Origin of the sequence: Enterococcus sp. DIV1083b (assembly GCF_051713705.1) — a bacterium.
Taxonomy (GTDB): domain Bacteria; phylum Bacillota; class Bacilli; order Lactobacillales; family Enterococcaceae; genus Enterococcus_D; species Enterococcus_D casseliflavus.
In genome coordinates this window covers 1-25,566 of sequence record NZ_JBIOQJ010000001.1, presented here as the reverse complement: position 1 = coordinate 25,566, position 25,566 = coordinate 1, and the positions used below count along the sequence as shown (strand labels likewise).

Below are 25,566 nucleotides of genomic sequence, written 5' to 3'. Positions count from 1 at the left end.
ATCTGATTTCCAAGCCAGCCAAGCTGCTTGGGGCTTATTGTTCAGTTTAGTGGGAAAGACCCGCGTAAAAAACAGAACCCTCAAGTTGAATTGTACAATCAATAACCCAATTAGTAAAGGCAGCTGGCATATTTTACGCCAGCTGCCTAGGATTATTTCTCTGATTTCGATCCTTCTTTGTTGTCGATGCCGCGACCAGAATGGGCTGGTTTGGCAAAAATCATCCGCCCAGCTGCCGTTTGCAAGGCGCTGGTGACGATCACTTCGATGTGTTCATTCATGTAATGCTGGCCATCTTCCACCACGACCATCGTCCCGTCATCTAGATAAGCGACCCCTTGCTGCCGCTCCGTGCCAGCTTTCACTACTAAGACGTGCATGCTTTCTCCTGGAATCACCACTGGTTTGACCGCATTGGCCAACGCATTGATATTCAAGACCGGCACATTTTGAAATTCAGAAACTTTGTTTAAGTTGTAGTCATTAGTCACAACGACACCATCCAGCAATTTCGCTAACTTGATCAGCTTGCTGTCGACTTCGGAAATGTCTTCAAAATCGCCTTCGTACATCTCAACTGCGATGCCTTCTTCTTTTTGCAAAGCATTCAAAATATCCAAGCCGCGACGGCCCCGGACCCGTTTCAAACTATCGCCAGAATCTGCGATGTATTGCAATTCATACAAAACGAAATTCGGGATCAGCAGGACGCCTTCCAAAAAGCCGGTTTTGGCAATATCATAGATCCGGCCATCAATGATCACGCTGGTATCCAAAATTTTGTATTTGTGGAAATGGTCCGCGATTTTTCTTTCTAGCATCTGCTGTTCATCTTGCTCTTGAGGCTCTGCCTTTTTGTTTTTCGGGGCAAAGACTTTTTTCCATTCATCGATCCGTGTCGTCCCGATCTGAAAACCGAGATACCCTAACAGGACCATCACTAAGATTGGGGCGATCCCGTTGATAAAAGGAATATCCCAATTGTAAAAAGGAATCGACACGATCACACCGATCATCAGACCGATGATCGAACCAATTGCGCCAAACAAGAGATAGGTTAAGCTCAATTCACTTAGTTTTTCTTCAATTTTGCGAATACCGGCTGCAATATATTTCGCTAATAGTAAAGATAATAAAAAGAAAATAAGGGCTCCAAGCAAACTATTAGTGATGTTATTATTCAGCCATTCATTTTGGGTTTGCCCAATGGCTTGCCATGCGATGGGCATCAGTGAGATCCCTAGACTTGCTCCGGCAAGTACCATTAGTGCGGTAATGACTCGTTTCTGCATACATGTTCCTCCATACTCCAGTAGGTTTCTTTTGTTCAAAAATCCGTGCTGCCAAACTGACTCCTTCCACCAGTCAGCGGCTGTCGGTTGGTTCAATGAATGAACCAGCAGCGTCAGGGCAAGAGTAAGGGAGATTGCCCCTTGCTCTTGCAGTGACTCCACTTTAACGGAAGACTTTCCGTAAGGTTTCGGCTAAGGTAGACACGCCTTCGACTTCGATGCCTTTTGGCGGCTGCCAACCAGTCAGATTGTTTTTAGGCAAATAAACTTTTGTAAAGCCCAGTTTCTGCACCTCTTTGACCCGTTGTTCGATCGCATTGACTCGGCGAATCTCACCCGTCAAGCCAATTTCACCGATAAAACACTCCGTCGGGCTGGTGCCTTTTTCTTTATAGCTGGAGGCGATACTAACAGCGATCGCTAGATCGATCGCGGGTTCATTTAATTTGACCCCGCCGGCTGCTTTTAAGTAGGCATCTTGATTTTGCAGCAGCAAACCTGCCCGTTTTTCTAAAACCGCCATGATCAGCGAGACCCGGTTGAAGTCTAGCCCCGTCGTCGTGCGTTTGGCATTGCCGAACATCGTTGGCGTGACCAGTGCTTGGATCTCCACCAAGATTGGCCGACTGCCTTCCATTGCCACTACGATCGCCGATCCGGTTGCGCCTTCTAAGCGTTCTTCCAAAAAGACTTGTGACGGATTGGCGACTTCTTTCAACCCGCCTTCTTCCATTTCAAAAATCCCGATCTCATTGGTGGACCCAAAGCGGTTTTTGACGGCCCGCAAAATCCGAAAGCTGTGGTGCTTTTCGCCTTCGAAATACAAGACGGTATCCACCATATGCTCCAGCATCCGCGGTCCTGCGATCGAGCCTTCCTTCGTCACGTGGCCAACGATAAAGATGGCGATGCCATTGGTTTTGGCGATTTTCAGCAATTCTGCGGTCGTTTCTCGCACTTGGCTGACACTGCCTGCCACGCTGGTGATATCCGGTTGGGTCATGGTTTGGATCGAATCGATGATCACATAATCTGGGCGGATGTTTTCGATCGCTTTACTGATCTCTGACATGTCCGTTTCCCCATAGAGATAAAATTCTGTGTCGATGGCGCCTAAGCGCTGCGCCCGCATTTTGATCTGCTCGGCACTTTCTTCTCCTGACACATACAAGACCGTCCCGCCGATCGCTGCTAATTGCTGGGAAACTTGCAAGAGCAGCGTCGATTTTCCGATCCCTGGATCCCCACCGATCAAAATCAAGGAGCCTGGGACCACGCCGCCGCCTAAGACGCGATTCAACTCAGCGAGTTTCGTTTGGACCCGCGGTTCTTTTTTCGGTACGACATCGGCGATTTTCGTCGGCTGCATCTTTTGCCCCGTCAATGTCGTACGTACTCGACGATCGGCGGTTTCTTGGATCACTTCTTCCACCATTGAATTCCAACTGCCGCAATTGGGGCATTTCCCTAAATATTTAGGGGAACTATACCCGCAATTTTGACAGACAAATTGACTTTTTGCTTTTTTTGCCATTGATCTCCTCCACTACTTCTATCAAACAGACCCCCAGGCAGGATTTACTGATTCGAGGAGCCAAAGCCGCCGGTTCGGCTGGCAGTGGTTGTATCTTGATCAGCTTTTAAGAACGGCAAGAAAATTCCTTGGCCGATCCGTTCGCCTTTTTTAATGACGACATCTGTGGGGCCGAAATTGGTAAACTGAAACATGATATGCCCTTCATTATCTGGATTGTCATAGTAATCGCTGTCGATGACGCCGACACCATTCGTCAAGACTAAGAAACGTTTCAAAGGATTGCTGGAACGATTTGTCAGCTGCAAATACTCGTCTTCCCCCATATAGGCTTTGATCCCCGTGGGAATCAAGGTTGGCTTCAACTGTTTTGCGGTCTCTTTCGCAAAAAGCGCTTTGACCCCGTCGATCACGCCCGCTTTCCAAATGCTTGGCACCACGATTTCTTCCGCTGCTTCAAAGTCGTAACCAGCCGCATGATGGGTGGCACGTTGAGGCAAGGTGATGCTTTTTTCTTTATATGCTGTAATAATTTCAAATCCTCGTAATTTCATGGGTTCCTCCAATAATAAAACATATAGCTATTTTAGCATAGGAAGAACTATTTTCTTCATGGAAAACACAATTATCGAAAAGTCTTTACAATTTCTTCGTTTAAAAATAGACCAAAAAGAAAAAAGGACATGACGAAACGCCCGTTTGCGAGTACAATAGAAAAAATATCAAAAAATAGGCGGTGGCATATGCGCGCAGATCTTTCAAACAAAAACCGAATCGTTGTAAAAATCGGCACCAGCTCGTTGATTTATCCCAATGGTGCCATCAATCTAGCTGGCATCGATGAATTAGCCTTTGTCTTAGCAGCTTTGCAAAACCAAGGCAAAGAAATCATCTTAGTTTCTTCTGGTGCGATCGGTGTTGGCATGAACAAGTTGAATTTGAAAGAACGACCCGTGGAGATCCCGCTGCAGCAAGCCGTGGCAGCCGTTGGCCAATCAGAACTGATGACGATCTACAACCAGCGTTTTCAAAGCTATAGCCAGCAGACTGCACAGATCCTGCTGACCAGAGACATCATCGAATTTCCCCAAAGTCGTCAAAACGTTAGCAACACCTTAGAGCAATTACTTACGATGGGGATCATTCCGATTATTAATGAAAACGACACGGTGGCAGTGGATGAATTGGACCATCTCACCAAATTTGGCGACAATGACCAGCTGTCAGCGATCGTCGCTCAGTTGACGAAAGCCGAGCTTTTGATCATGCTTTCTGATATCGACGGCTTTTATTCCGCCAATCCGCTGAATGATCCTGATGCCGTCTTGTATTCCGAGATCAATGAAATCACCCCAGAACTTTTAGAACAAGCTACGGGAAAAGGCAGTCCTTATGGAACCGGCGGTATGACCAGTAAACTAAAAGCCGCCCAACGTATCTTAGACTTGAACAGTCACATGCTGCTGGCTAACGGCAAGCAGCCGAAAATTATTTTTGACTTGCTCGCAGGGGAACCTGTCGGCACCCACTTTTATCAACGAACGGAGGATGAGCAATGAGCAACTTGCAAACGATCGGTCAACAAGCTCAAGCAAGCGCCCAGACATTAAGCTTACTGAGTGCCAGCGAAAAAAACCACCTATTGGCAGCGATGGCCGATGCTTTAGAAAAAGCTGCCGAGACGATTTTAGCTGCTAATCAACAAGATCTAGCCGCCGCAAAAGCCAAAGGAACCAGCCAAACGATGCTAGATCGACTGTTGCTGACAGAACAACGGATCACCGAGATGGCTAACGGCATCCGAGAAGTCGCCCAATTGCCCGACCCAATCGGTGCCGTGGATAAAATGTGGCGCAATGCTGACGATCTTTTGATTGGTCAACAACGAGTGCCTTTAGGGGTCATCGGCATCATCTACGAAGCCCGCCCTAATGTCACCACTGACGCAGCTAGTCTGTGTTTCAAATCAGGAAATGCCGTGATTTTGCGTGGTGGAAAGGAAGCCTTCCACTCCAATCAAGTCCTCGTGACTATTTTACAAGAGGCTTTAGCTGCCAATGGATACTCCCGCCATGCGATCCAGTTTATCGAAGACACGAGCCACGAAACAGCGGCTGAGCTGATGCGGCTGACAGATTACTTGGATGTTTTGATCCCTCGGGGAGGCGCCGGCTTGATTCGTCGTGTCAAAGAGACCGCCACGGTGCCAGTGATCGAAACCGGCACCGGCAACAATCATATCTACATCGACCAAGCAGCCCAGCTGCCGATGGCACTGGCGATCGTCACGAATGCAAAGACTCAACGCCCTTCTGTCTGCAATGCCATCGAAACGATCCTCGTCCATGAAGCAGTGGCAGCGGAGTTTTTGCCAATGGTAGAACAGCAATTTGCCGATCAAGTCGAATTGCGAGGAGATCAAAAAGCGTTGGCGGTTTTAAACAATGCACAGCTTGCCACTGAAGACGACTGGGCAACCGAGTTTTTAGACTATATCTTAGCGATCAAAGTGGTGGCTTCGCTAGAAGAAGCCATTGCTCACATCAATCGCTACAATACGAAGCACTCCGAAGCGATCATCACCGATGATTATTTCGCTTCCCAACGCTTCTTGAAAGAAGTTGATGCGGCGGCGGTTTACGTCAATGCCTCGACCCGTTTCACGGATGGCTTTATGTTTGGCTTTGGTGCCGAGATCGGCATCTCGACGCAAAAACTCCATGCCCGTGGGCCAATGGGGTTAGAAGCACTGACTTCTACCAAATACATTATTTATGGCGAAGGCCAGATCCGTAAGTAACGATACGAAAAAAACAGCCACTTGCTGTCATGACTCCCAATAGTTAGACTAAAAAGCTAACTTTAAAAGGTCGGTACATGCGCAAGCGGCTTTTTTTCGTCCTCTTATGCTTGTGCAGCCCGCAGAACGAAGGAAAGCGGTTCGATGCCGAACAATTCTGTCAGCACTTGATTGGTTGTGGCAAAGACGTCAGCTTCGCAACTCTTTTTCGGACAAGAAATCGTCTGTCCTTTGCTGGAAAACGTATCCTGACGGCTGCCCTCTACGAAAATTACTTCTTGCGTTCCTTTTTGATAGATCAATCCTTCGTCTTCTTCTAATAATAAGCGCGTCTGCCACTGATTGATCTGGGCAATTGGCAGCACCAATGCAGCAGCATCCAAGTTTTCTAACGAAAAACTACGACCATCCGGCAGCTGCAGCGTGAAGGTATTGAGTTCATAAGGCAAACAGGCATTGCACCCTCCTTCTGTGATGACTTGGCTCGTGAGAATTTCTGCATTCATTCTTTTTGACTCCTTTCATGATTCATTCATGTTTAGTTTATCACAAACCTATGGCGCACGGCGGAGCAATTATTCCGTCTTAAGTTGGATGTGTTTCTTTTTCTTTCTTGCTATGCTAGGGATAAGAAAAAAAGTCTAGGAGGAGTCACAATGAATACAGAAAGTTTATTAGGAAGAATCGTTACTGTCGTGGCAGTTTTAATCGCAGCATCCCTTGTTTTATCCGTTGTATTAGGCATTATTGGTGGGTTGATCGGATTGGTCTTCCGTTTCGGGATTCCTTTGCTGCTAGCCGTTTTGATCGTTCGCTGGTTAACATCGATTCGCCAAAAGCCAAGAAAATATTATCGTTAATTACAAGTAAATCAAAAACACCTGACTTTTGGAAAGTCAGGTGTTTTTTTATCGATCAGCCTAATGCTACATCTAAAACCATCATTAAGATAAAGCCTAGCATGACGCCAAAGACCGCAAAATGGCGACGACTAGTCAAGGTTTGCTGCGCTTCTGGAATCAATTCTTCCACCACTACATAGATCATAGCACCCGCTGCAAAAGCCAACGCATACGGCAAGACAGCGGACATACTCGTTACTAGCAAAGCTCCGATCACACCGGCGATCGGTTCTACGATCCCTGACGCTTGCCCGTACATAAAGGCTTTGGTTCGGCTTAACCCTTCTTGGCGCAAGGGGATCGAAACGGCTGCGCCTTCTGGAAAATTTTGGATCCCGATCCCGATCGCTACCGAAAGCGCCGCTAAGATCGCTGCTCGCGGATCATCGGCACTAGCCGCCGCCCCAAACGCTACCCCTACCGCCAAGCCTTCTGGGATATTATGCAGCGTGATGGAAAAGACCAGCAAGATCGTTCGCTTCAAATGACTGGGCAAACCTTCTGTTTCATGATTCGGACCAAAATGCATATGCGGGAGCGTCTTATCTGCTGCATATAGAAACAAACCACCCAAACCAAACCCGATGCTGACCACAAGCCACGGAATGTCGCCATTTTCTTCGGCTCGTGCGATCGCAGGATCTAATAACGACCAGAAACTAGCAGCGATCATCACGCCAGAGGCAAACCCCAGCATCGTATTCAGGACATTTTTATTGATTTCTTTGAAGAAAAAGACTAGCGCTGCCCCAAGCGCCGTCATACCATACGTAAAGATTGTCCCCGCCAACGCTTGCTGCCATGGCGACAATCCAACCAACCAATCCACCATTCGTCTGCTCCTTTGTCTAACTATTCTACCAATACTCTAGCATAGGAAGCCGTCAGGTTCTACTAGGAAGGCAGCAGCAGCCAAAATTTTTCTTTCACCAGCCCTAAGCCTTTCCTGATGAAATCCTCGGCTTTACTTGAAAGTTTCAACATTCATCGCTATAATGCTAGGAGACTCCATGTCAATTTATATAAAGTGAGGAAAAGAATTGATTACAGTAAGTGATGTAAGTTTGCATTTTTCAGACCGCAAACTGTTTGATGATGTTAATATTAAGTTTACGCCTGGTAATTGTTATGGTTTGATTGGTGCAAATGGTGCTGGTAAATCAACTTTTTTAAAAATTTTATCTGGTGAGATCCAACCTTCAACCGGGAATGTGTCTTTAGGTCCTGATGAACGGATGGCTGTCTTGAAGCAGAACCACTATGATTACGAAGAGTTTCCAGTGATCGAAACGGTCATCATGGGCCATAAACGTCTCTACGAAGTGATGAAAGAAAAAGACGCGATCTACATGAAGGAAGACTTTTCTGATGAAGATGGGATTCGTGCCGCCGAACTAGAAGGCGAATTTGCGGAACTTGATGGCTGGGAAGCAGAGCCCGAAGCAGCTGTTCTTTTGCAAGGCTTGAACATTCCCGATGAATTGCATCATGTCTTGATGAAAGATCTAACTGCTGGTCAACGGGTGAAAGTCTTACTGGCACAAGCCCTTTTCGGTAAGCCAGATGTCTTGCTCCTAGATGAGCCTACCAACGGATTGGATATCCAATCTATCAACTGGTTAGAAGAGTTTCTGATCAACTTTGACAACACCGTCATCGTTGTTTCCCATGACCGCCACTTCTTAAATAAAGTTTGTACCCATATGGCCGATCTAGACTTCGGCAAAATCAAATTGTTTGTCGGCAACTATGATTTCTGGTTGGAATCAAGCCAATTAGCTGCGAAATTACAATCCCAATCAAATGCCAAAAAAGAAGAGCAGATCAAAGAACTGCAAGACTTTATCGCACGCTTTAGTGCCAATGCATCAAAATCCAAACAAGCAACATCTCGGAAAAAAATGTTGGATAAAATCACTCTTGATGATATTCAACCTTCGTCTCGCCGCTACCCGTTTGTCGGTTTTAAACCAGAACGTGAAATCGGGAATGACTTGCTGCAAGTCGACAATGTCAGTGTGACGATCGACGGCAAAAAGATTTTAGACAATATCTCTTTCACCTTGAACAAAGACGACAAAGTCGCTTTTGTTGCCAATAGCGATATCACCACCACAACGCTATTCAAAGTCATCATGGGGGAAATCACTCCTGATACAGGTAGTGTTCGTTGGGGCGTGACCACGCAGCATGCGTACTTGCCAAAAGATACGACCAGCGAATTTGATACGGATACCCCGATCGTTGATTGGTTGCGTCAATACGCAAGCAAAGAAGAAGACGACAATACCTTCTTGCGCAGCTTCCTAGGTCGCATGTTATTCTCTGGTGACGAAGTATTAAAACCCGTCAATGTTCTTTCCGGGGGCGAAAAAGTTCGCTGCATGTTGTCGAAAATGATGCTTTCAAAAGCCAACGTATTGGTATTGGATGATCCAACCAATCACTTGGACTTAGAATCGATCACCGCATTAAACGATGGCTTGATGGCCTTCACCGGCTCATTGTTGTTTGCTTCTCATGACCACCAATTTATTCAAACCCTTGCGAACCGTATCATTGCGGTCTCTAGCAAAGGCGTGGTGGATCGTGCCGAAACGACCTACGATGAATTCTTAGAAAACAAAGATGTCCAAAAACGCGTAGCAGAAATGAATCAATAAGCTACTTTTGAAAAAAAGAACGCTCCAGTTGCCCGCCACCAAGGCTGCAACTGGAGCGTTTCTTTTATTTTGCCTAGGTGCTTCGGGTATTTTTGGCAGGTTACGCTTGTTCTAAACGGGCTTTGCCGAATGAAAACAGCGCCAAGCAGCCATAGCCGGTATGACTGGAGATCGTTGGACCTAATGGATAATGATGAATAATAATGTCAGGAATTTTTTCGGTCAAACGTTTGATGACTTTCTCCGCCGCTTCGGCATCGCCAGCATTGGCAAAATAAACCGTATTGGTTTTTGATTCGTGAAGATTGGCAATGGTTTGATCCACGATTTTTTGGATCGCTTTGTTGCGTCCCCGCACTCGATCAACGCTGCGTAATTTTCCCGCAGTATCGACGGTAATGATTGGTTTCACGTTCAGCAATCCGCCGATCGCTGCCGCTGTTTTAGAGATTCTGCCGCCGCGTTCCAATTGTTTTAAATCGTCGACGGTGACCCATGAATCTAAACGCAGTTTGTTTTCTTCTACCCATTGGCTGACTTCTAGCAACGAACGTCCTTGGGCTTTTTGTTGGGCTGCTTCAGCCACTAAGAAGCCTTCGCCTAAACTCGCAGAGCGCGTATCGATCAAGGTGATCGCAACTTCTTTGTATTCTTCTTTTAGTAAGGCTACGGCTTGGACGGCACTTTGGAATGAGCCGCTCATTCCTGAAGAAAAACCTAAATAAAGGACCGGTGTGCCCGCTTCGACATATGGCCGAAAATACTCCATATAACGTCCGACATTGATTTGAGAAGTTGTCGGCTGCGCATGCTCTTTTAGTTTTCCTAAAAACCATTCCGTATCAAATTCTTTGCCCATATCATCGATATATTCTTTGCCGTCTAATTCGATCAGCATCGGAATATACGCAACATCTAGCTCCGCTAATCTTGCTGCTGGTAAATCACAGCAGGAATCTGTCATGATTTGAAACATGGTTTCACCCCTCTCGTTACCCCCTATTATAGCAAAAAAAGAACAAGACAGAAGAAATTCTCATCAAAAGCAGTCAAACTTATCGTTGACTGCTTTTGACACAGGAGTTCTTCGTCTTGTTCTGAAGCTTTTGCGTCAGATTAGATTTGCGCCCAAACACTTTCTAAGATGTTGGTTTGGCTGCGGTCTGGTCCTACCGAGAAGGTCGAAATGCGGACACCGACTAATTCAGAGATGCGGTGAACGTAATTGCGTGCATTTTCTGGCAGATCTGCTAATGTTTTGCAGCCAGTAATGTCTTCAGACCAGCCAGGAAGTTCTTCGTAGACTGGTTTGCAGCGGTTCAACTCTTTCAAGCTTGCTGGGTAATGATAGATCAATTCGCCGTCTAGTTCATAAGCCGTACAGATCTTCACGGTTTCTAAGCCGCTCAAGACATCGATCGAGTTAAGGGATAGGTTCGTGATCCCTGAAACACGTTTTGAATGGCGCATCACGACGGTATCAAACCAGCCCACACGGCGAGGACGTCCTGTCGTTGTTCCGTATTCACGACCGATCTTACGAATTTGTTCACCTGTTTCATCAAACAGTTCCGTTGGGAAAGGACCATCTCCTACCCGAGAGGTGTAAGCTTTGCAGACACCAACGACTTTGTTGATTTTTGAAGGACCCACACCACTACCGATGGTGACACCTCCAGCAACGGGGTTGGATGATGTCACGAAAGGATAGGTTCCTTGGTCGATATCCAGCATCACGCCTTGTGCCCCTTCAAATAAAACCCGTTTGCCTTCATCTAAGGCATCGTTAAGGATCACCGAAGTATCCGTCACATATTTTTTGATTTGTTGGCCATATTCGTAATACTCTTCAAAAATGTCTTCAAAAGCGATTGGCTCTGCGTCAAACATTTTCACGAATTGACGATTTTTTTCTTCTAAGTTGATACGCAGACGTTCTTCAAAGATTTCTTTGTCTAAAAGATCAGCGATCCGAATGCCGACTCTGGCAGCTTTATCCATATAGGCTGGTCCGATCCCTTTGATCGTGGTACCGATCTTGTTGTCACCTTTGGCATCTTCTTGCAGCTGATCCAAATGGATATGGTAAGGTAAAATAACATGTGCACGATCAGAAATCTTTAAGTTTTCTGTTATTATATTGTTTTCTTTCAAGTATGCTAATTCTTTAACTAATGATTTCGGGTTCACAACGACCCCGTTTCCAATGACACTGATTTTATCTGCATAAAAGATCCCAGAAGGAATCAAATGCAGTTTATAGGTCACACCGTCAAATTTAATCGTATGGCCGGCATTGTCTCCACCTTGATAACGTGCAATGACTTCCGCGTTTTCACTCAAAAAGTCCGTAATCTTTCCTTTACCTTCATCGCCCCATTGTGTACCTACTACTACTACAGATGACATATAATGACCTCTTTCTTTAATTAGTGCATTCCTTAAGTATTGTAACAAGATTCGCAAGCTCTTTCAATCTAAAATCGAATAATCGTTTTAAATTCTCATTTTTCAGGGGTAAAAAACGAACTATTTTCTTCTCAATAATTATTTATACACGTAAAAACGAATAAAGTCAGCACATAAAAAAAGCCCTGCTGCCATCAGCGCAATGCAGACGGCAGCAGGAGCCTTGGTTTCTCACATCGTTGGTGTCTTACCCGAACTCTTCTCGCGGCGAGACCGAGGAGAACTTATTGTATTCTTTGATAAATAGAAGTTCGACGGTCCCCCGGGCACCACTCCGGTTTTTCTCGATAATGACTTCGATCACATTGTTGTTTTGTTGTTCTTCTGGTTCATCGTCATCGTCGCCTTCGCTGCGGTAGTAGTCATCTCGGTACAAGAAAGCAACGATATCGGCATCCTGCTCAATCGATCCTGATTCCCGAATATCACTTAAAACAGGACGCTTGTCTTGTCGTTGTTCCACACCCCGAGAAAGCTGAGACAGTGCGATCACTGGCACTTTTAATTCCTTCGCCAGTTTCTTTAATTGGCGAGAGATCTCAGAGACTTCTTGTTGGCGGTTTTCGCGACCCGTTCCTTCAATCAGCTGCAAGTAGTCGATCAAAATCAAGCCGAGATTACCTTTTTCTTGCGCCAGTTTCCGACAACGTGCCCGAATCTCAGAGATCTTGATCCCAGGGGTATCATCGATATAGATATTGGCGTTAGAAAGACTGCCCATGGCAACGATCAAATTCCGCCACTCTTCTTCTGAGAGCTGCCCCGTCCGCAAGTGACTGGCCTCAATCGAGCCTTCCGCACAAAGCATCCGGTTGACCAATGATTCAGCCCCCATTTCCAGACTAAAGATCGCTACGGAACGATCGGTTTTCGTTCCGACATTTTGCGCGATATTCAAGGCAAACGCGGTTTTCCCTACCGCGGGGCGGGCAGCGAGAATAATCAGCTCTTCTTTTTGCAACCCCGCCGTCATTTTGTCTAAAGCCGCATAACCCGTAGGTAATCCGGTGATTTCTTCATTGTTTTGCGCCAACTGATCGATCGTTTCGATCGTCCGATTCAAGACTTCCGCTATCGATTGGAAGCCATTGCTATTGCGCTTTTCGGATACTTCTAAAATACTTTTTTCTGCTTGATCAATGATCGACTGCACATCTTCATCTTGTTCAAAGCCTTTGGTTACGATGCGGCTCGCTGTTTGGATCAGATTGCGTAACGTGGCTTTGTCGTCAACGATCTTCGCATAATAAGCAATACTTGCTGCTGATGGTGAAGCTTGACTCAATTCAGTCAGATACGTCAGACCGCCAACATCTTCAAGACTGTTGCTTTTTTCAATTTCTGCTTTCAACGTAATCAAGTCGATCGATTCACTACGGTCGTTCAACTGGATCATTGCTTGAAAAATTATTTGATGGCTGCGGCGATAAAAATCTTCTGGGGCGATTACTTCCATTGCATCGATGATCGCATCGGCATCTAAAAAGACTGCCCCTAGGACCGCTTGTTCCGCTTCAATATCTTGTGGGGGAACTTGATTTTGCCAAACTTCATTCATGCCATTCGCTCCTTCGTCCATTCATTCTACAAGATTCCCATCCAAAGTACAAGATTGCTTGGACGTTTGCCGAAAAAAACCCCAACATGTGACTGTTGGGAGTAATGCTTATTCTTGGATGGTATGAACATTGATCGTTGCTGTTACTTGTGGGTGCAATTTTACAGGTACTTGCGTAAAGCCTAATGCACGGATCGGCTGATCCAATTCGATTTTGCGTTTGTCGATCTTGATTTTGTATTGCTTGTTCAAGGCATCGGCGATTTGTTTTGATGGGATCGAACCGAACAAGCGGCCATCTTCCCCTGCTTTGGCATTGATCTTCACAACGGTTTCTTCTTTTTCAAGAAGTGCTTTTAACTCTTTCGCTTCTGCTAAGACTTCTGCGTCTTGTTTTTCTTTGGCTTTTTGTTTGCCTTTTAATTCTGCCATGCTTTCATTGTTGGCAGGTTTGGCTAAGTTGTTTTTGATCAGAAAGTTTTGTGCGTAGCCATTAGGGACTTCCTTGATATCGCCTTTTTTGCCTTTGCCTTTGACATCTTGTAAGAAAATAACTTTCATCTTGGTCACTCCTTGTTATTGTTCATTTTTCGTTAATTCCGCTCGCAGCTGGTTTTCTACATCACCAATGCTGCTGTTCTTTATTTGCGTGGCTGCGTTGGTAAAATGTCCGCCGCCGCCTAATGCCTCCATCAAGGTTTGTACATTGACTTTACCAGTGCTTCTAGCACTGATACCGATCAAATCTCCTGGTTGTTTCGTAATGACAAATGCGGCATGGATCCCATTGATCGATAGCAGAGTATCGGCCGCTTTCGCAACGGTGACACTATCGTACACCCGATCTTCATCCGCTGCAGCAATCACGATATCTTCTCGGAAATGCTGGCTGCGAGAAACCAGTTCACTGATCATCAAATAGGAATCGAGATCCGTACTCAACATGTATTGAACCAATGACGTATCTGCGCCTTGGTTTTTCAAATAGCCAGCAATATCAAAGGTCCGACCAGTGGTTCGCACCGTGAAGTTCTTCGTATCCACGTAGATGCCCGCTAATAAAGAAGTCGTAATAAATTTCGGGACTTGCGATCTGCGAGAAGCGCGATACTGGATCAATTCTGCTACCAGTTCCGATGCCGAAGACGCGGAAGATTCAATGTACGTCAATAGTGGCTTATCGGGAAACTCATCCCCGCGACGATGGTGATCGATCACTGCGATTTTGTCAAATTCATCATAGACCGCTTGCGAGATCGACATCGACGGCTTATGGTAATCTACCATCACTAAGACACTTTCTTCGTTCGATAAATTGACGGCTTCTTCCCCAGTGATCACAAATCGTTCCAGATCGGGGTATTTTTTCAATTCTTCCAATGCCCGCTGAATGTCGGCGGTGATCTCTTTTGGATTTAAAATAATGTAGCATTCTTTGTCGCTCATCATCGCCATGTAAGCCACCCCAAAAGCCGAACCTAAGGCATCCATGTCCGGGTAACGATGACCCATGATAAAGATCCGCTGGTTTTCAGCAAAAATCTTTCTCAACGCCGTACTCATGGCACGAGAACGAACACGCGTTCTCTTGGGTGTGCCGTCTGTATTGCCACCAAAGAATTGCGGTTTCGCTTCTTCTTTGGCTTCTTTTAAAACGACTTGATCGCCGCCACGAACTAACGCAATGTCGAGATTGTTTTGTGCCACTTCACCAATCTCTTCAAAAGACTCTTCCCCATAGGAGATTCCCATACTGATCGTTAATGCCAGATCATTTTTTTCCGCAACTTGCCGTACTCTAGTCAAAAATTGGAATTTTTCTTCCTTCATCCGCTCAATATCTGAATACTTCGCGACGAAAAGAAACCGCTCGGAATTGATTCGTTTGTAAAAAACATGATTCTCACTTGCCCAATCAGAAATCAGTGTCGTGATCAGCGAGTTCAAATAAGAAACTTGTTTGTCGTCTTTTTTCTCAATCAAATCATCGTAATTATCAATTGAAATCAACCCAATTGCTGCCATCTTTTTTACCCCTCAATGTATCATCCCATTTTTTTGAAGCTTTATTCCTTATTTTACCACAAAACAATCAAATAGGCGATTGATGCAAAAAGTTCCACGTGAAACTTTTTTGGTGAGATAATCATGGGAAAATTTCTGTCACTCGTTATTCTATCTGTATATAAAATAACAAGTATTTCTTCAGTAGATAAAAAAATTGACAAGCTTCAAAAGAAACTTGTCAATGAAAATCATTCGATTTATTCTTCGCCTACGAATGGAAGTAATCCCATAATACGCGCACGTTTGATTGCAATGGTAAGTTTGCGTTGGTTTTTCGCACCAGTACCAGTTACACGACGTGGTAAAATTTTACCGCGTTCTGAAATGAAACGTTTTAGTAATTCAATATCTTTATAATCGATATGTTCAATATGGTTTGCAGCAATGTAGTCTACTTTACGACGTTTGCGTCCGCCTCTTCTTTGTTGTGCCATCCTATTTCCCTCCTATCAATTTCTTAGAATGGTAAATCATCGTCTGAAATGTCGATTGATGAGTTTCCGAATGGATCGGAGTTGTCTCGATCAAAATTAGGCATTCCTGATGGTTGAGAGGATTGAGTTTGATTTGAGTTATTGTTACCAAATCCAGAAGAACTATTTGAGTTATACGTATTGCTGCTGCCAGATCCGCTATCAGTTGTGCGTCTTTGCTCGGAAGCATTTCGCGATTCTAATAATTGGAAGTTGTCAGCAACGACTTCTGTTACATAAACACGTTGGCCTTGTTGGTTGTCGTATGAACGGGTTTGAATACGTCCAGTAACCCCTAATAAAGTTCCTTTGCGTGCATAGTTTGCTAATGTTTCCGCTGGTTTTCTCCAAATAACACAGTTGATGAAATCAGCTTCGCGCTCTCCACTTTGGTTGGTAAAATTGCGGTTTACCGCCAAGGTAAAGGTTGCGACACCAGTGCCATTAGAAGTGTAACGTAAATCAGGATCTTTGGTTAGTCTTCCTACTAGTACAACATTATTAATCAAAGTTCATCATCTCCTCATCGCTTTTGTTTCATGTGAAACAATATTATGCTTCTTCTTTGACAATCATGTGACGGATAATGTCATCATTGATTTTCGCAAGACGGTCAAACTCGTTGATTGCACTTGCAGTTGTTGAAGAAGAAACTTTAACGATGTGATAGATACCCTCACGGAATCCATCCATTTCATACGCTAGACGGCGTTTTTGCCAATCTTTTGATTCGATAACTTCAGCGCCGTTATCAGTTAAGATTGAGTCAAAACGAGCGATCAATGCGGCTTTTGCTTCTTCATCAATGTTTGGACGAATGATATATAAAATCTCATATTTCGTGTTTTCCATTGATTTTTCACCTCCCTGTGGACTTTGGCCCCTAGTTTTCTAGGAGCAGAGAGAGTGGTCTAATTAGACTACTCACAAATAATTATTATACACTTTTTTCGTCCTTACTGCAAGCTGTTTTTTTGCGTCCCTGCATCTACCCATCACCGCAAACAATCGCTTACACTGATAAATACGTCAGCTGCTGCCGATTTTTTGAAAAAGAATAGGAAGACAGCAAGCTGCAGGTTCGCAGGTTGCTGTCTTCCTAGAAAACGTATTGCTTATTCTTGTGTATCCGTGGTGTCTTCCGTTGTTTCTTCCACATCTGGTACGTCTTGTACCGCTGTTTCTTCAGCAGTCGCTAGTTCTTCTTCGACTTCTGGTTCAACCGTTGCCATCGTCACTACTTTGGCATTGTTTTCCATCTTCATCAAACGAACCCCTAAGGTTGCCCGACCAGTTTGGGAAACAGTCGCTACATTGAAACGAATCAAGACGCCTTTATCGGTGATCACCATGATGTCTTCCTCACCGCTGACCGTCTTCAAGCCGGCTAATGGACCATTTTTCGCCGTAATGTTGGCTGTTTTGATCCCTTTTCCGCCCCGACCTTTGATTGGGTATTCAGAGCCTTTGGTACGCTTGCCATAGCCGTTCTCAGTGATGACCAAGACTTCACTGTCTTCTGTGATCACTGCAGCGCCTACCACGTAGTCTCCGTCTCTTAGACGAATGCCTCGCACACCAGCAGCTGTTCGGCCCATATCCCGAACAAGGGCTTCTTTGAAGGTCACAGAGTAGCCATCGTGGGTTCCGATGATCACGACATCTTCGCCGTGGGTTTCGATCACGTTGACCAACTCATCATTTTCCCGAAGACCGATCGCAATCAGACCATTGGCACGGATATTTGAAAAGGCCGTCACTGAGGTCCGTTTGACCACACCTAGACGCGTCGTGAAGAACAAGTAGCGTCCTTCTTGAGGCCCACCAGAAGCCGAAATGATCGCTTCGATCCGTTCGCTAGAATCGATCCCTAGGAGATTGATCACAGGGATCCCTTTGGCTGCTCGACCATACTCAGGAATTTCATAACCTTTGGCTTTGTAAACTTTCCCTTTATTGGTGAAGAACAGTAATGTGTCATGAGTCGAACAAGAAACCAATGTCTTCACGAAATCTTCATCGTGGATCCCCATTCCTTGAACGCCACGTCCGCCGCGGCGTTGTGCACGGAATTCAGACTTAGCTACTCGTTTGATGTACCCATTGTTCGTCAAGGTAATGACGATTTCTTCTTCTTCGATCAAATCTTCATCTTCAAGACTCAAGACTTCTCCAACCAATAATTCAGTTCGCCGATCATCGCCAAAGCGTTGGCCTAATTCTTGCAACTCCGTTTGGATGATTTCTAGGACCCGTTGTGGATTTGCTAAAATGTCTGTCAAATCAGCGATAAATTCTAACAAGCCTTGGTACTCGTTTTCGATCTTGTCGCGTTCCAAACCAGTCAAGCGACGCAAACGCATATCTAAAATCGCTTGCGCTTGGCGATCGGACAATTTGAAGCGCTCCATCATGCTATTTTTCGCTTCATCATCAGAATTTGATGCTCGGATCAAAGCAATGATCTCATCGATATGATCCAATGCGATCCGTAATCCTTCCAAGATGTGGGCACGAGCTTCTGCTTTGTTTTTATCAAACTGTGTCCGACGAGTCACCACTTCTTGTTGGTGCTCGATGTAGTTTTCTAAAATTCGTTTCAAGCTCAAAATCTTCGGCACGCCTTTTTCAATGGCTAACATATTAAAGCCAAAAGAAGATTGCAGTGCAGTCATTTTGTAGAGATTGTTTAAGATCACCGACGCACTGACGTCGCGACGAACGTCGATCACGATCCGCATGCCTTCACGAGACGATTCATCCCGCAGATCGGTGATTCCTTCGATCCGTTTGTCACGGTGCAGCTCAGAGATCCGTTCGATCAACTTCGCTTTATTGACCATATATGGCAATTCAGTCACTAAGATCCGTTCTTTGCCGTTGGGCATTTCAGTCACTTCGACTTTTCCGCGAACAGTGATCGAACCTTTCCCTGTTTCATAGGCACGGCGAATACCGGATTTTCCCATCACGATCCCGCCAGTTGGGAAGTCTGGTCCTGGTAGGACTTCCATCAATTCACTCGTTGTGACTTCTGGATTTTCCATCAATAGATCGATGGCGGCAATGACTTCATTCAAGTTATGAGGCGGGATATTGGTCGCCATCCCAACAGCGATCCCAGTCGTCCCGTTGACCAAAAGGTTCGGGAAGCGGGCAGGTAATACCGCTGGTTCTCGTTCTGTATCATCATAGTTGCTTTGGAAATCAACGGTATCTTTGTTGATGTCCCGCAGCATCTCCATCGCTAGTTTACTCATGCGGGCTTCGGTATACCGCATCGCAGCGGCACCGTCACCATCGACTGAACCAAAGTTTCCGTGGCCATCGACTAGCATGTAGCGATAGCTAAAGGGCTGTGCCATCCGCACCATTGATTCATAGATCGCACTGTCCCCATGGGGATGGTATTTCCCCATGACATCGCCGACGATCCGGGCTGATTTTTTATGGGGCTTGTCTGGTGTGACCCCTAATTCATTCATTCCATATAAAATTCGGCGGTGAACCGGCTTTAAGCCATCCCGCACATCTGGTAAAGCCCTAGCAACAATTACACTCATTGCATAATCGATAAAGGACTCGCGCATTTCACTGGTCAGATTGACGTCATGAATATTTTGTTTTGCTTCTTCACTCAAGCTGTTTCCTCCTCTACGATTGGCTAGATGTCAAGATTTTTCACGTAGTGCGCGTTTTCTTCGATAAAGGCCCGTCTTGGTTCGACGCGATCCCCCATCAGCATTTCAAAAATTTGATCGGCTTCTATGGCATCATCTACGCTGACCCGCAGCATCATCCGGTTTTCAGGGTCCATCGTGGTTTCCCATAACTGGTGGTCATCCATTTCCCCTAGACCTTTGTAGCGTTGAACCGTTGGTTTTGGTGTCGCAGGCAGTGATTCAATCGTATTTTTCAAATCTTGTTCGGCATTCTTGCCGGGTTGGATATAGTGGATATTTTTCCCTTGTTTGACACCGTACAATGGCGGTTGTGCGATATAGACATAACCAGCTTCAACGATTGGACGCATATAACGATAGAACAGCGTCAAAAGTAGGGTCCGGATATGGGCACCATCGACATCGGCATCGGTCATGATAACTAGCTTGTGGTAACGGGCTTTTGCTACATCAAAATCAGCACCAAACCCAGTTCCCATTGCCGTAAACAGCGAACGGATCTCTTCGTTTGCTAAGATTTTGTCCATGCTGGCTTTTTCGACATTTAAAATTTTCCCACGGATCGGTAAGATCGCTTGGAATTCGCGACTGCGGCCTTGTTTTGCTGAACCGCCGGCAGAATCTCCTTCGACGATAAACAATTCGCACTTTTCTGGATCATTACTGGAACAGTCGGCTAATTTCCCAGGTAAGTTACTGATTTCTAACGCACCTTTTCGGCGAGTCATTTCTCGGGCACGTTTGGCTGCTTGACGGGCTTTTGATGCCAAAAGTCCTTTTTCCACGACTTGACGACCCACATTCGGGTTTTCCATCAAGAATTTCGTGAAATGTTCGGAAAAAAGACGATCAGTGACTGTCCGCACTTCCGAATTTCCTAATTTGGTTTTCGTTTGTCCCTCAAACTGAGGATCTGGATGCTTGATAGAGATAACTGCCGTCAATCCTTCCCGAACATCTTCTCCGGTCAGGTTTTCGTCGTTTTCTTTCATCAATTTTGACTTGCGGGCGTAATCGTTGATCACCCGTGTCAAGGCAGTCTTAAACCCGAATTCATGGGTTCCGCCTTCATAGGTATGGATGTTGTTGGCAAAACTCAACAGGTTGCTGTGGTAGCTATCGGTATATTGCATGGAAACTTCAACCGTGATTCCTTGTTGTTCTCCTTCTAAGTAGATCGGATCTGGGAAAATCACTGTCTTACTTGCATTCAAATGCTCCACATAGCTCTTGATCCCGCCGTCGTAATGATATTCTTTCAAGACGGGTTTTTCTTCCCGTTTGTCTTCGATCGAGATTTTTAAGCCACGGTTCAAGAAGGCTAATTCCCGAACCCGTGTCGCTAATTTATCAAAATTGAATACGGTTGTTTCCGTAAAGATCTCTGGATCTGGAACAAAGTGGACGGTCGTTCCGTGGCGGTCGGTTTCATCGATCACTTTCAAGTCATCAACGACTGCCCCACGATGGTATTCTTGATAATACACTTTGCCTTCTTTATAGACTTTTACGTCTAAAGTCGTGGATAACGCATTAACGACGGAGGAACCTACCCCGTGCAGTCCACCAGATACTTTGTAGCCGCCACCGCCGAATTTCCCGCCGGCATGCAGGATCGTAAAGACGGTTTCTACCGCTGGACGGCCTGTTTTGGCTTGGATATCAACGGGGATCCCTCGACCGTCATCGACGACCGTAATACTATTATCTGGTTCAATGATCACTTGAATACTTGAGGCAAAGCCTGCTAGTGCTTCATCGATCGAGTTATCGACGATTTCCCATACTAAGTGGTGCAAACCTTCTGAACTGGTAGAACCAATATACATCCCAGGTCGTTTGCGGACGGCTTCTAGTCCTTCCAACACTTGGATCTGACTGGCATCATAGGCTTTCGCACGTTCAACTAAGCTTTTTTCTTCTTCTGTCATTCAGTCTATTCTCCTTTAATATGTCCTTGCTCTACATAAAAAATCTCTGCTTCCACAGACATTTTGTCTTTCACATGTTCTAATGTCGTCGTTGTCAGAAAGGTCTGAACTTTTCCTTCAATGGTCTCCAATAAATGCAGTTGTCGGGAATCATCCAGCTCACTCATGACGTCATCTAATAAAAGGACGGGATATTCCCCCGTTTCTTCTTTCATCAAATCGATTTCTGCCAATTTAACACTTAAGGCGGTCGTTCGCTGCTGTCCTTGCGAACCAAAGGTCTGAACATTTTTCTCATTGATCAAAAAATCCAGATCGTCTCGATGGGGACCTGCCAACGTGACTTGCCGAAATCGTTCACGGTCTTTGACTAGTGCCAAGGCTTTGACAAATTGCTGTTGGATCTCCTCCAGCGTACTCGCCTCACCGGGCACATTCGATAAGTAGTCGATCTGCAAGGTTTCTTTTCCTTGGCTGATCTTTTGGTGCAGCTGATTTGCCCAATACGCCAAGCGCTGAACAAACCGTTGTCTGGCTAAAATGATTTTACTGCCGAAAGCCACCAGCTGTTCAGTTAAAACATCTAAATAGATCTCATCGGTCTGTTTTTTTTCATTCAGCTGTTTTAAGTATTGATTGCGCTGTTTCAAAACGGATTGGTATTGAACGAGATCATAAAGATAGATTGGATCGATCTGCCCAATTTCCATATCGAGAAATTTGCGGCGGACTTGGGGACTTCCTTTTACAAGGGAGAGGTCTTCTGGAGCAAATAAAATGACATTCAACTGCCCTATGTAACTACTGAGCTTTTTTTGCTCAATGTGGTTTACTTTCGTTTTTCGTCCTTTTTTTGACAAAAACAGTTCTAACGGGATCGTTGAGCGTCCCCGACTGACACTGCCAGAGATCCGCGCCCCTTCTGTGTCCCAGCGGATAAGCTCTTGCTCGCTGGAGGTGCGGTGGCTTTTGGTCATCGCCAATACATAGATGCTTTCTAAAATATTGGTTTTTCCTTGCGCGTTTTCGCCTAAAAAAATGACCAGACCTTTCTCAAAAGTCAGTGTCAGCGAATCATAGTTCCGATAATTGCTTAAATGCAACTCATTCAGCCGCATCGGCGTCTTCCTTCTTCACCATAAAAAAAGTACCTTCATCAGGTAGCTCAACACGCATTCCCGCATACAATTTGCGCCCTCGTCGATTTTCTGGCTCGCCGTCGACAAAAACGGTGTGCTCTGCAAGGTACCATTTCGCTTGGCCGCCGCTGCTGATCACACTGACTTCTTTGAGCATTTGTCCAAGTGTCATGTATTCCGTTTCTAACGGTATTTGCATTTTCATAATTCCCCTCAATTCTATCAAAGAGCGTTTAGCTCTATTATACTCTTTTTTTGCCAAGAAAACAAATTCATCGGCATATTTTTCATTCTCAGAAGACTTACTGATTTTAGACAAAAAAGAAGCCAAAATAGAAAAAAGGGCTTAAAAACGATTTTAAGCCCTTTTAACTCATTTATTCATTTTCAGATGATTGTTTCAACTTTTTTCAAAAGACATGAAAAACTAGTTGGTCCGCACCGGTGTGATCAGCTGGATAAAGCTGCCTTTGCTCTCTGTCGGCTCCAATGTAAAGGGACGGATCGCTGAGATAAAGCGGATCACGATGCTGGTGTCACCAAATGCTCGGAGTGCTGCTTTCATATAGTCAGGATTGAAAGAGATCTCTAATGGGTCGCCGGTCACTTTTTCAAAAGAAAGATCTTCTTCCACTTTCCCGATTTCTGGTGAGTTTCCATATAAGACAACGGCTTCTTCGGAGATCGCCAAACGAACGATGTTGTTACGGCCTTCATGAGAAAGCAATGACGCCCGTTCGATAGCTTGTAACAATTCTGGGACAGAAAATTCAATCTCAGTATTGAAGCTTGAAGGAATCAGACGGTTGGTATCTGGGTAAGTTCCTTCCAATAAACGAGAATAGAATTTCATGGTTTTCGTTTGGAACAACACTTGGTTATCCATAATGCTGATTTGGATCGCTTCTTCTTCATCTGTTAAGGAACGAGAAAGTTCCGTTAAGCTTTTGCCAGGAATCACGATGTTGAAGGCTGTTTCTCCGCTTTCCAATGGAATCACCCGTTGGCTCAAACGGTGTGAGTCCGTCGCAACAGCTAATAATTTTTGATTTTCTAAGACAAAGTGGACCCCAGTCAAGATCGGACGGCTTTCGTGTTGCGAAACCGCAAAGACTGTTTCACTAACGACCTTATTCAATACGTGCGCTGGAATCTCGATCGAATCTTGACTTTCGACAACTGGTAAATGTGGATAACTATCGGCATCCAAGCCGTTGACGGTAAAGTTGGCTTTTCCAGAAGTGATCGCTACTTGATTATTGTCTAAAACTTCTAACGTTAAGGTACTTTCAGGTAAACGACGAACAATTTCGCTGAAGAAACGTGCTTGTAAAACGATCGCTCCTGTTTTTTCGATTTGCATTTGCGCTTTTTCGTTTTCCACACTCAAAAAAGTTTCAATGGAAATATCGGCGTTGCTCCCAGTCATGGTCAATCCTTTTTCGGAAAGGGATAATTTTACTCCAGTTAAGATCGGGATGGTGGTTTTGGTTGAAATCGCCCGTTGGACAGTTTGTAATTCTTGCATGAACTCTGTTCGGTTTAAAGTTAGCTTCATAGCGATACTCCTTTAATTTATAGTTATTAAATAAAAGTAATAGTAGTAATAGGCTTGTTAGTAATGTGGATAACTCGAGAAAAGAGTGATTAGACTAACGAAAATGCCTGTGAATAACTTGTGGACAACTTTTTTGGTTCTTCTTTTCTTATCCACAGATCAGCTGAAGAGGATTTGTTTGATTTCAGCGATCTCATTTTTGATCGTGGGATCTGTTTCGACTAAATGCTGAATTTTTTCATGGGCATGAATGACCGTTGTATGGTCTTTGCCGCCAAATTCGCCGCCGATTTTTGGTAAAGAACTATCGGTCAATTCTCGAGAGAGATACATCGCGATCTGGCGTGGGACCACGATGCCTTTGACCCGTTTTTTCCCTTTTAGATCATTGACATGAATGTGATAGTATTTTGCGACTTCTTCTTGGATCTGCAAAATCGAAACTTGGGTCGAGCCATGGCTTGATTTCAAGGCTTTGATGGCTTCAGCTGCCAAGCTCGTTGTAATGTCTGAGTTTTGCATCGTAGCAAAAGCTTGCACCCGCACGAGTGCTCCTTCAAGTTCCCGGATATTCGAATCGATCTGCCCAGCGATATAACTTAACGTATCGTCGGGGATCTCCAAGCGTTCGGCTTCGGCTTTTTTCCGCAAAATCGCAGTCCGCGTCTCTAGATCCGGCGGGGTGATATCAACGGATAAGCCCCAAGCAAAACGGGAAACCAAACGTTCCGGCAAAGTCGGGATTTCATTTGGCAAACGATCACTTGTCAGGACGATCTGTTTATTATTGCGATACAGTTCTTCGAAGGTATTAAAGAATTCTTCTTGGGTTCCTTCTTTATTGACTAAGAATTGAATATCATCCACCAGCAAAAGATCAACATTGCGGTATTCGTTTCGGAAATCTTCCATTTTGTTCTTTTGAATAGAAGTAATGAAATCATTGGTGAAATTTTCACTACTAACATACTTGATTTTGGCATTGGGACGTTTCAGCAACATTTGATGACCGATCGCGTGCATCAAGTGGGTTTTCCCTAAACCAACGCCACCATAGAAGAACAGCGGATTATAAATAGACCCAGGATCTTCTGCAACAACTAAAGCAGCAGCGTGGGCCATCTGATTGCCTTTCCCGATGACAAAGGTATCAAATGTGTATTTTTCATTTAAGATCGATTTCGGCGGCCGCTCGTTTTCTTCTGCAGCTGTTTGAATAGTAGAAGGGGCTGTTTTTAAAGCTTCTGCTTCTTCGACAGTCACAAAACTAGGAATCAATTCTTCACCAGTTTTCATAAATCCCATTTCAACAATTTTGGCAGCTAGATTTTTTTCCCAATAAGATTTATGAAGATCGCTGGGTACTTCGATCAGCAGCTGATTTTTTTCAAACGACAAGACATTGGCAGTCTCGATCCAAGCACTATAACTGGCCGGATTCAGCTCTTCTTTAAAGGAACGTTGAAGATCTTGCCAAATAGAATCAGCAGATGGCAT

General features: G+C 44.9%; 23 protein-coding genes. 4 read left to right on the top strand and 19 right to left on the bottom strand.

The annotated features are described in order from the left end of the window. Positions 1–152: 152 nt before the first annotated feature. The 3 genes from IGI69_RS00115 to IGI69_RS00105 form a co-directional block, all read right to left on the bottom strand. Positions 153–1,292 (bottom strand): PIN/TRAM domain-containing protein, encoded by a 1,140-nt coding sequence (locus IGI69_RS00115; RefSeq protein WP_005232908.1) that lies wholly within the window; start codon positions 1,290–1,292, stop codon positions 153–155. Positions 1,293–1,455: 163 nt separating this feature from the next. Next, positions 1,456–2,826 (bottom strand): DNA repair protein RadA, encoded by a 1,371-nt coding sequence (gene radA / locus IGI69_RS00110; RefSeq protein WP_005226394.1) that lies wholly within the window; start codon positions 2,824–2,826, stop codon positions 1,456–1,458. Positions 2,827–2,870: 44 nt separating this feature from the next. Beyond that, a complete protein-coding gene (locus IGI69_RS00105; protein ID WP_010748479.1) occupies positions 2,871–3,380 on the bottom strand; it encodes a hypothetical protein in 510 nt (169 codons plus the stop codon). A gap of 189 nt (positions 3,381–3,569) precedes the next feature. Between IGI69_RS00105 and proB the strand changes: the two genes are divergently transcribed. Both proB and IGI69_RS00095 read left to right on the top strand, forming a co-directional pair. Next, the gene (gene proB, locus IGI69_RS00100) at positions 3,570–4,385 is read left to right on the top strand and encodes a glutamate 5-kinase (protein ID WP_428210718.1); all 816 of its coding nucleotides are present in this window, start codon (positions 3,570–3,572) and stop codon (positions 4,383–4,385) included. Further along, positions 4,382–5,626, top strand: a complete 1,245-nt coding sequence (locus IGI69_RS00095; protein WP_438739253.1) for a glutamate-5-semialdehyde dehydrogenase — start codon at positions 4,382–4,384, stop codon at positions 5,624–5,626. Before proB ends, IGI69_RS00095 begins: the two co-directional genes overlap by 4 nt. Before the next feature lie 104 nt (positions 5,627–5,730). Here the strand turns inward: IGI69_RS00095 and IGI69_RS00090 are convergent, their stop codons facing one another. Further along, on the bottom strand, positions 5,731–6,132 hold the full coding sequence (locus IGI69_RS00090; RefSeq protein WP_428210716.1) for a DUF4809 family protein: 402 nt from the start codon (positions 6,130–6,132) through the stop codon (positions 5,731–5,733). A gap of 150 nt (positions 6,133–6,282) precedes the next feature. Between IGI69_RS00090 and IGI69_RS00085 the strand changes: the two genes are divergently transcribed. Further along, positions 6,283–6,486 carry a hypothetical protein gene (locus IGI69_RS00085; RefSeq protein WP_010748476.1) on the top strand — a complete coding sequence of 68 codons (204 nt, stop codon included), beginning with the start codon at positions 6,283–6,285 and terminating at the stop codon, positions 6,484–6,486. A 55-nt stretch (positions 6,487–6,541) separates the two neighbouring features. Here the strand turns inward: IGI69_RS00085 and IGI69_RS00080 are convergent, their stop codons facing one another. Then, positions 6,542–7,360 carry a ZIP family metal transporter gene (locus IGI69_RS00080; protein WP_005232914.1) on the bottom strand — a complete coding sequence of 273 codons (819 nt, stop codon included), beginning with the start codon at positions 7,358–7,360 and terminating at the stop codon, positions 6,542–6,544. Positions 7,361–7,568: 208 nt separating this feature from the next. On the opposite strand from IGI69_RS00080, the gene IGI69_RS00075 reads away from it, so the two are divergent. Beyond that, on the top strand, positions 7,569–9,191 hold the full coding sequence (locus IGI69_RS00075; RefSeq protein ID WP_005226380.1) for an ABC-F family ATP-binding cassette domain-containing protein: 1,623 nt from the start codon (positions 7,569–7,571) through the stop codon (positions 9,189–9,191). 100 nt (positions 9,192–9,291) lie between these two features. On the opposite strand, the gene IGI69_RS00070 is transcribed toward IGI69_RS00075, so the two are convergent. From IGI69_RS00070 to dnaA, 14 genes are all read right to left on the bottom strand, one after another. Further along, positions 9,292–10,167: a DegV family protein gene (locus tag IGI69_RS00070; RefSeq protein ID WP_005226378.1), complete on the bottom strand. Its 876-nt coding sequence runs from the start codon at positions 10,165–10,167 to the stop codon at positions 9,292–9,294. 140 nt (positions 10,168–10,307) lie between these two features. Further along, positions 10,308–11,600 (bottom strand): adenylosuccinate synthase, encoded by a 1,293-nt coding sequence (locus IGI69_RS00065; protein ID WP_005232916.1) that lies wholly within the window; start codon positions 11,598–11,600, stop codon positions 10,308–10,310. Positions 11,601–11,847: 247 nt separating this feature from the next. Next, complete coding sequence (dnaB, locus tag IGI69_RS00060; protein ID WP_005226374.1) at positions 11,848–13,218, bottom strand: replicative DNA helicase; 1,371 nt, start codon at positions 13,216–13,218, stop codon at positions 11,848–11,850. Positions 13,219–13,326: 108 nt separating this feature from the next. Continuing rightward, the gene (rplI, locus tag IGI69_RS00055) at positions 13,327–13,779 is read right to left on the bottom strand and encodes a 50S ribosomal protein L9 (protein WP_005226371.1); all 453 of its coding nucleotides are present in this window, start codon (positions 13,777–13,779) and stop codon (positions 13,327–13,329) included. Between the two features lie 15 nt (positions 13,780–13,794). Next, positions 13,795–15,243 (bottom strand): DHH family phosphoesterase, encoded by a 1,449-nt coding sequence (locus IGI69_RS00050; RefSeq protein WP_438739250.1) that lies wholly within the window; start codon positions 15,241–15,243, stop codon positions 13,795–13,797. A 239-nt stretch (positions 15,244–15,482) separates the two neighbouring features. Then, positions 15,483–15,719, bottom strand: coding sequence for a 30S ribosomal protein S18 (gene rpsR, locus IGI69_RS00045; protein ID WP_005226367.1), 237 nt, complete (start codon positions 15,717–15,719; stop codon positions 15,483–15,485). 23 nt (positions 15,720–15,742) lie between these two features. Next, positions 15,743–16,267 carry a single-stranded DNA-binding protein gene (gene ssb, locus IGI69_RS00040; protein WP_005232920.1) on the bottom strand — a complete coding sequence of 175 codons (525 nt, stop codon included), beginning with the start codon at positions 16,265–16,267 and terminating at the stop codon, positions 15,743–15,745. A 43-nt stretch (positions 16,268–16,310) separates the two neighbouring features. Beyond that, a complete protein-coding gene (gene rpsF / locus IGI69_RS00035; RefSeq protein WP_005226363.1) occupies positions 16,311–16,610 on the bottom strand; it encodes a 30S ribosomal protein S6 in 300 nt (99 codons plus the stop codon). Between the two features lie 263 nt (positions 16,611–16,873). Further along, complete coding sequence (gene gyrA / locus IGI69_RS00030) at positions 16,874–19,399, bottom strand: DNA gyrase subunit A (protein ID WP_438739247.1); 2,526 nt, start codon at positions 19,397–19,399, stop codon at positions 16,874–16,876. 23 nt (positions 19,400–19,422) lie between these two features. Then, entirely contained in the window at positions 19,423–21,372 is a 1,950-nt protein-coding gene (gyrB, locus tag IGI69_RS00025) for a DNA topoisomerase (ATP-hydrolyzing) subunit B (protein WP_005226359.1), read from the bottom strand. Between the two features lie 5 nt (positions 21,373–21,377). Then, positions 21,378–22,490, bottom strand: a complete 1,113-nt coding sequence (recF, locus tag IGI69_RS00020) for a DNA replication/repair protein RecF (protein WP_010748471.1) — start codon at positions 22,488–22,490, stop codon at positions 21,378–21,380. After that, positions 22,477–22,716 (bottom strand): S4 domain-containing protein YaaA, encoded by a 240-nt coding sequence (yaaA, locus tag IGI69_RS00015; RefSeq protein ID WP_008376781.1) that lies wholly within the window; start codon positions 22,714–22,716, stop codon positions 22,477–22,479. Before yaaA ends, recF begins: the two co-directional genes overlap by 14 nt. A 222-nt stretch (positions 22,717–22,938) precedes the next feature. Further along, on the bottom strand, positions 22,939–24,069 hold the full coding sequence (dnaN, locus tag IGI69_RS00010; protein ID WP_005226354.1) for a DNA polymerase III subunit beta: 1,131 nt from the start codon (positions 24,067–24,069) through the stop codon (positions 22,939–22,941). Between the two features lie 159 nt (positions 24,070–24,228). Continuing rightward, entirely contained in the window at positions 24,229–25,566 is a 1,338-nt protein-coding gene (dnaA, locus tag IGI69_RS00005) for a chromosomal replication initiator protein DnaA (protein ID WP_015508676.1), read from the bottom strand.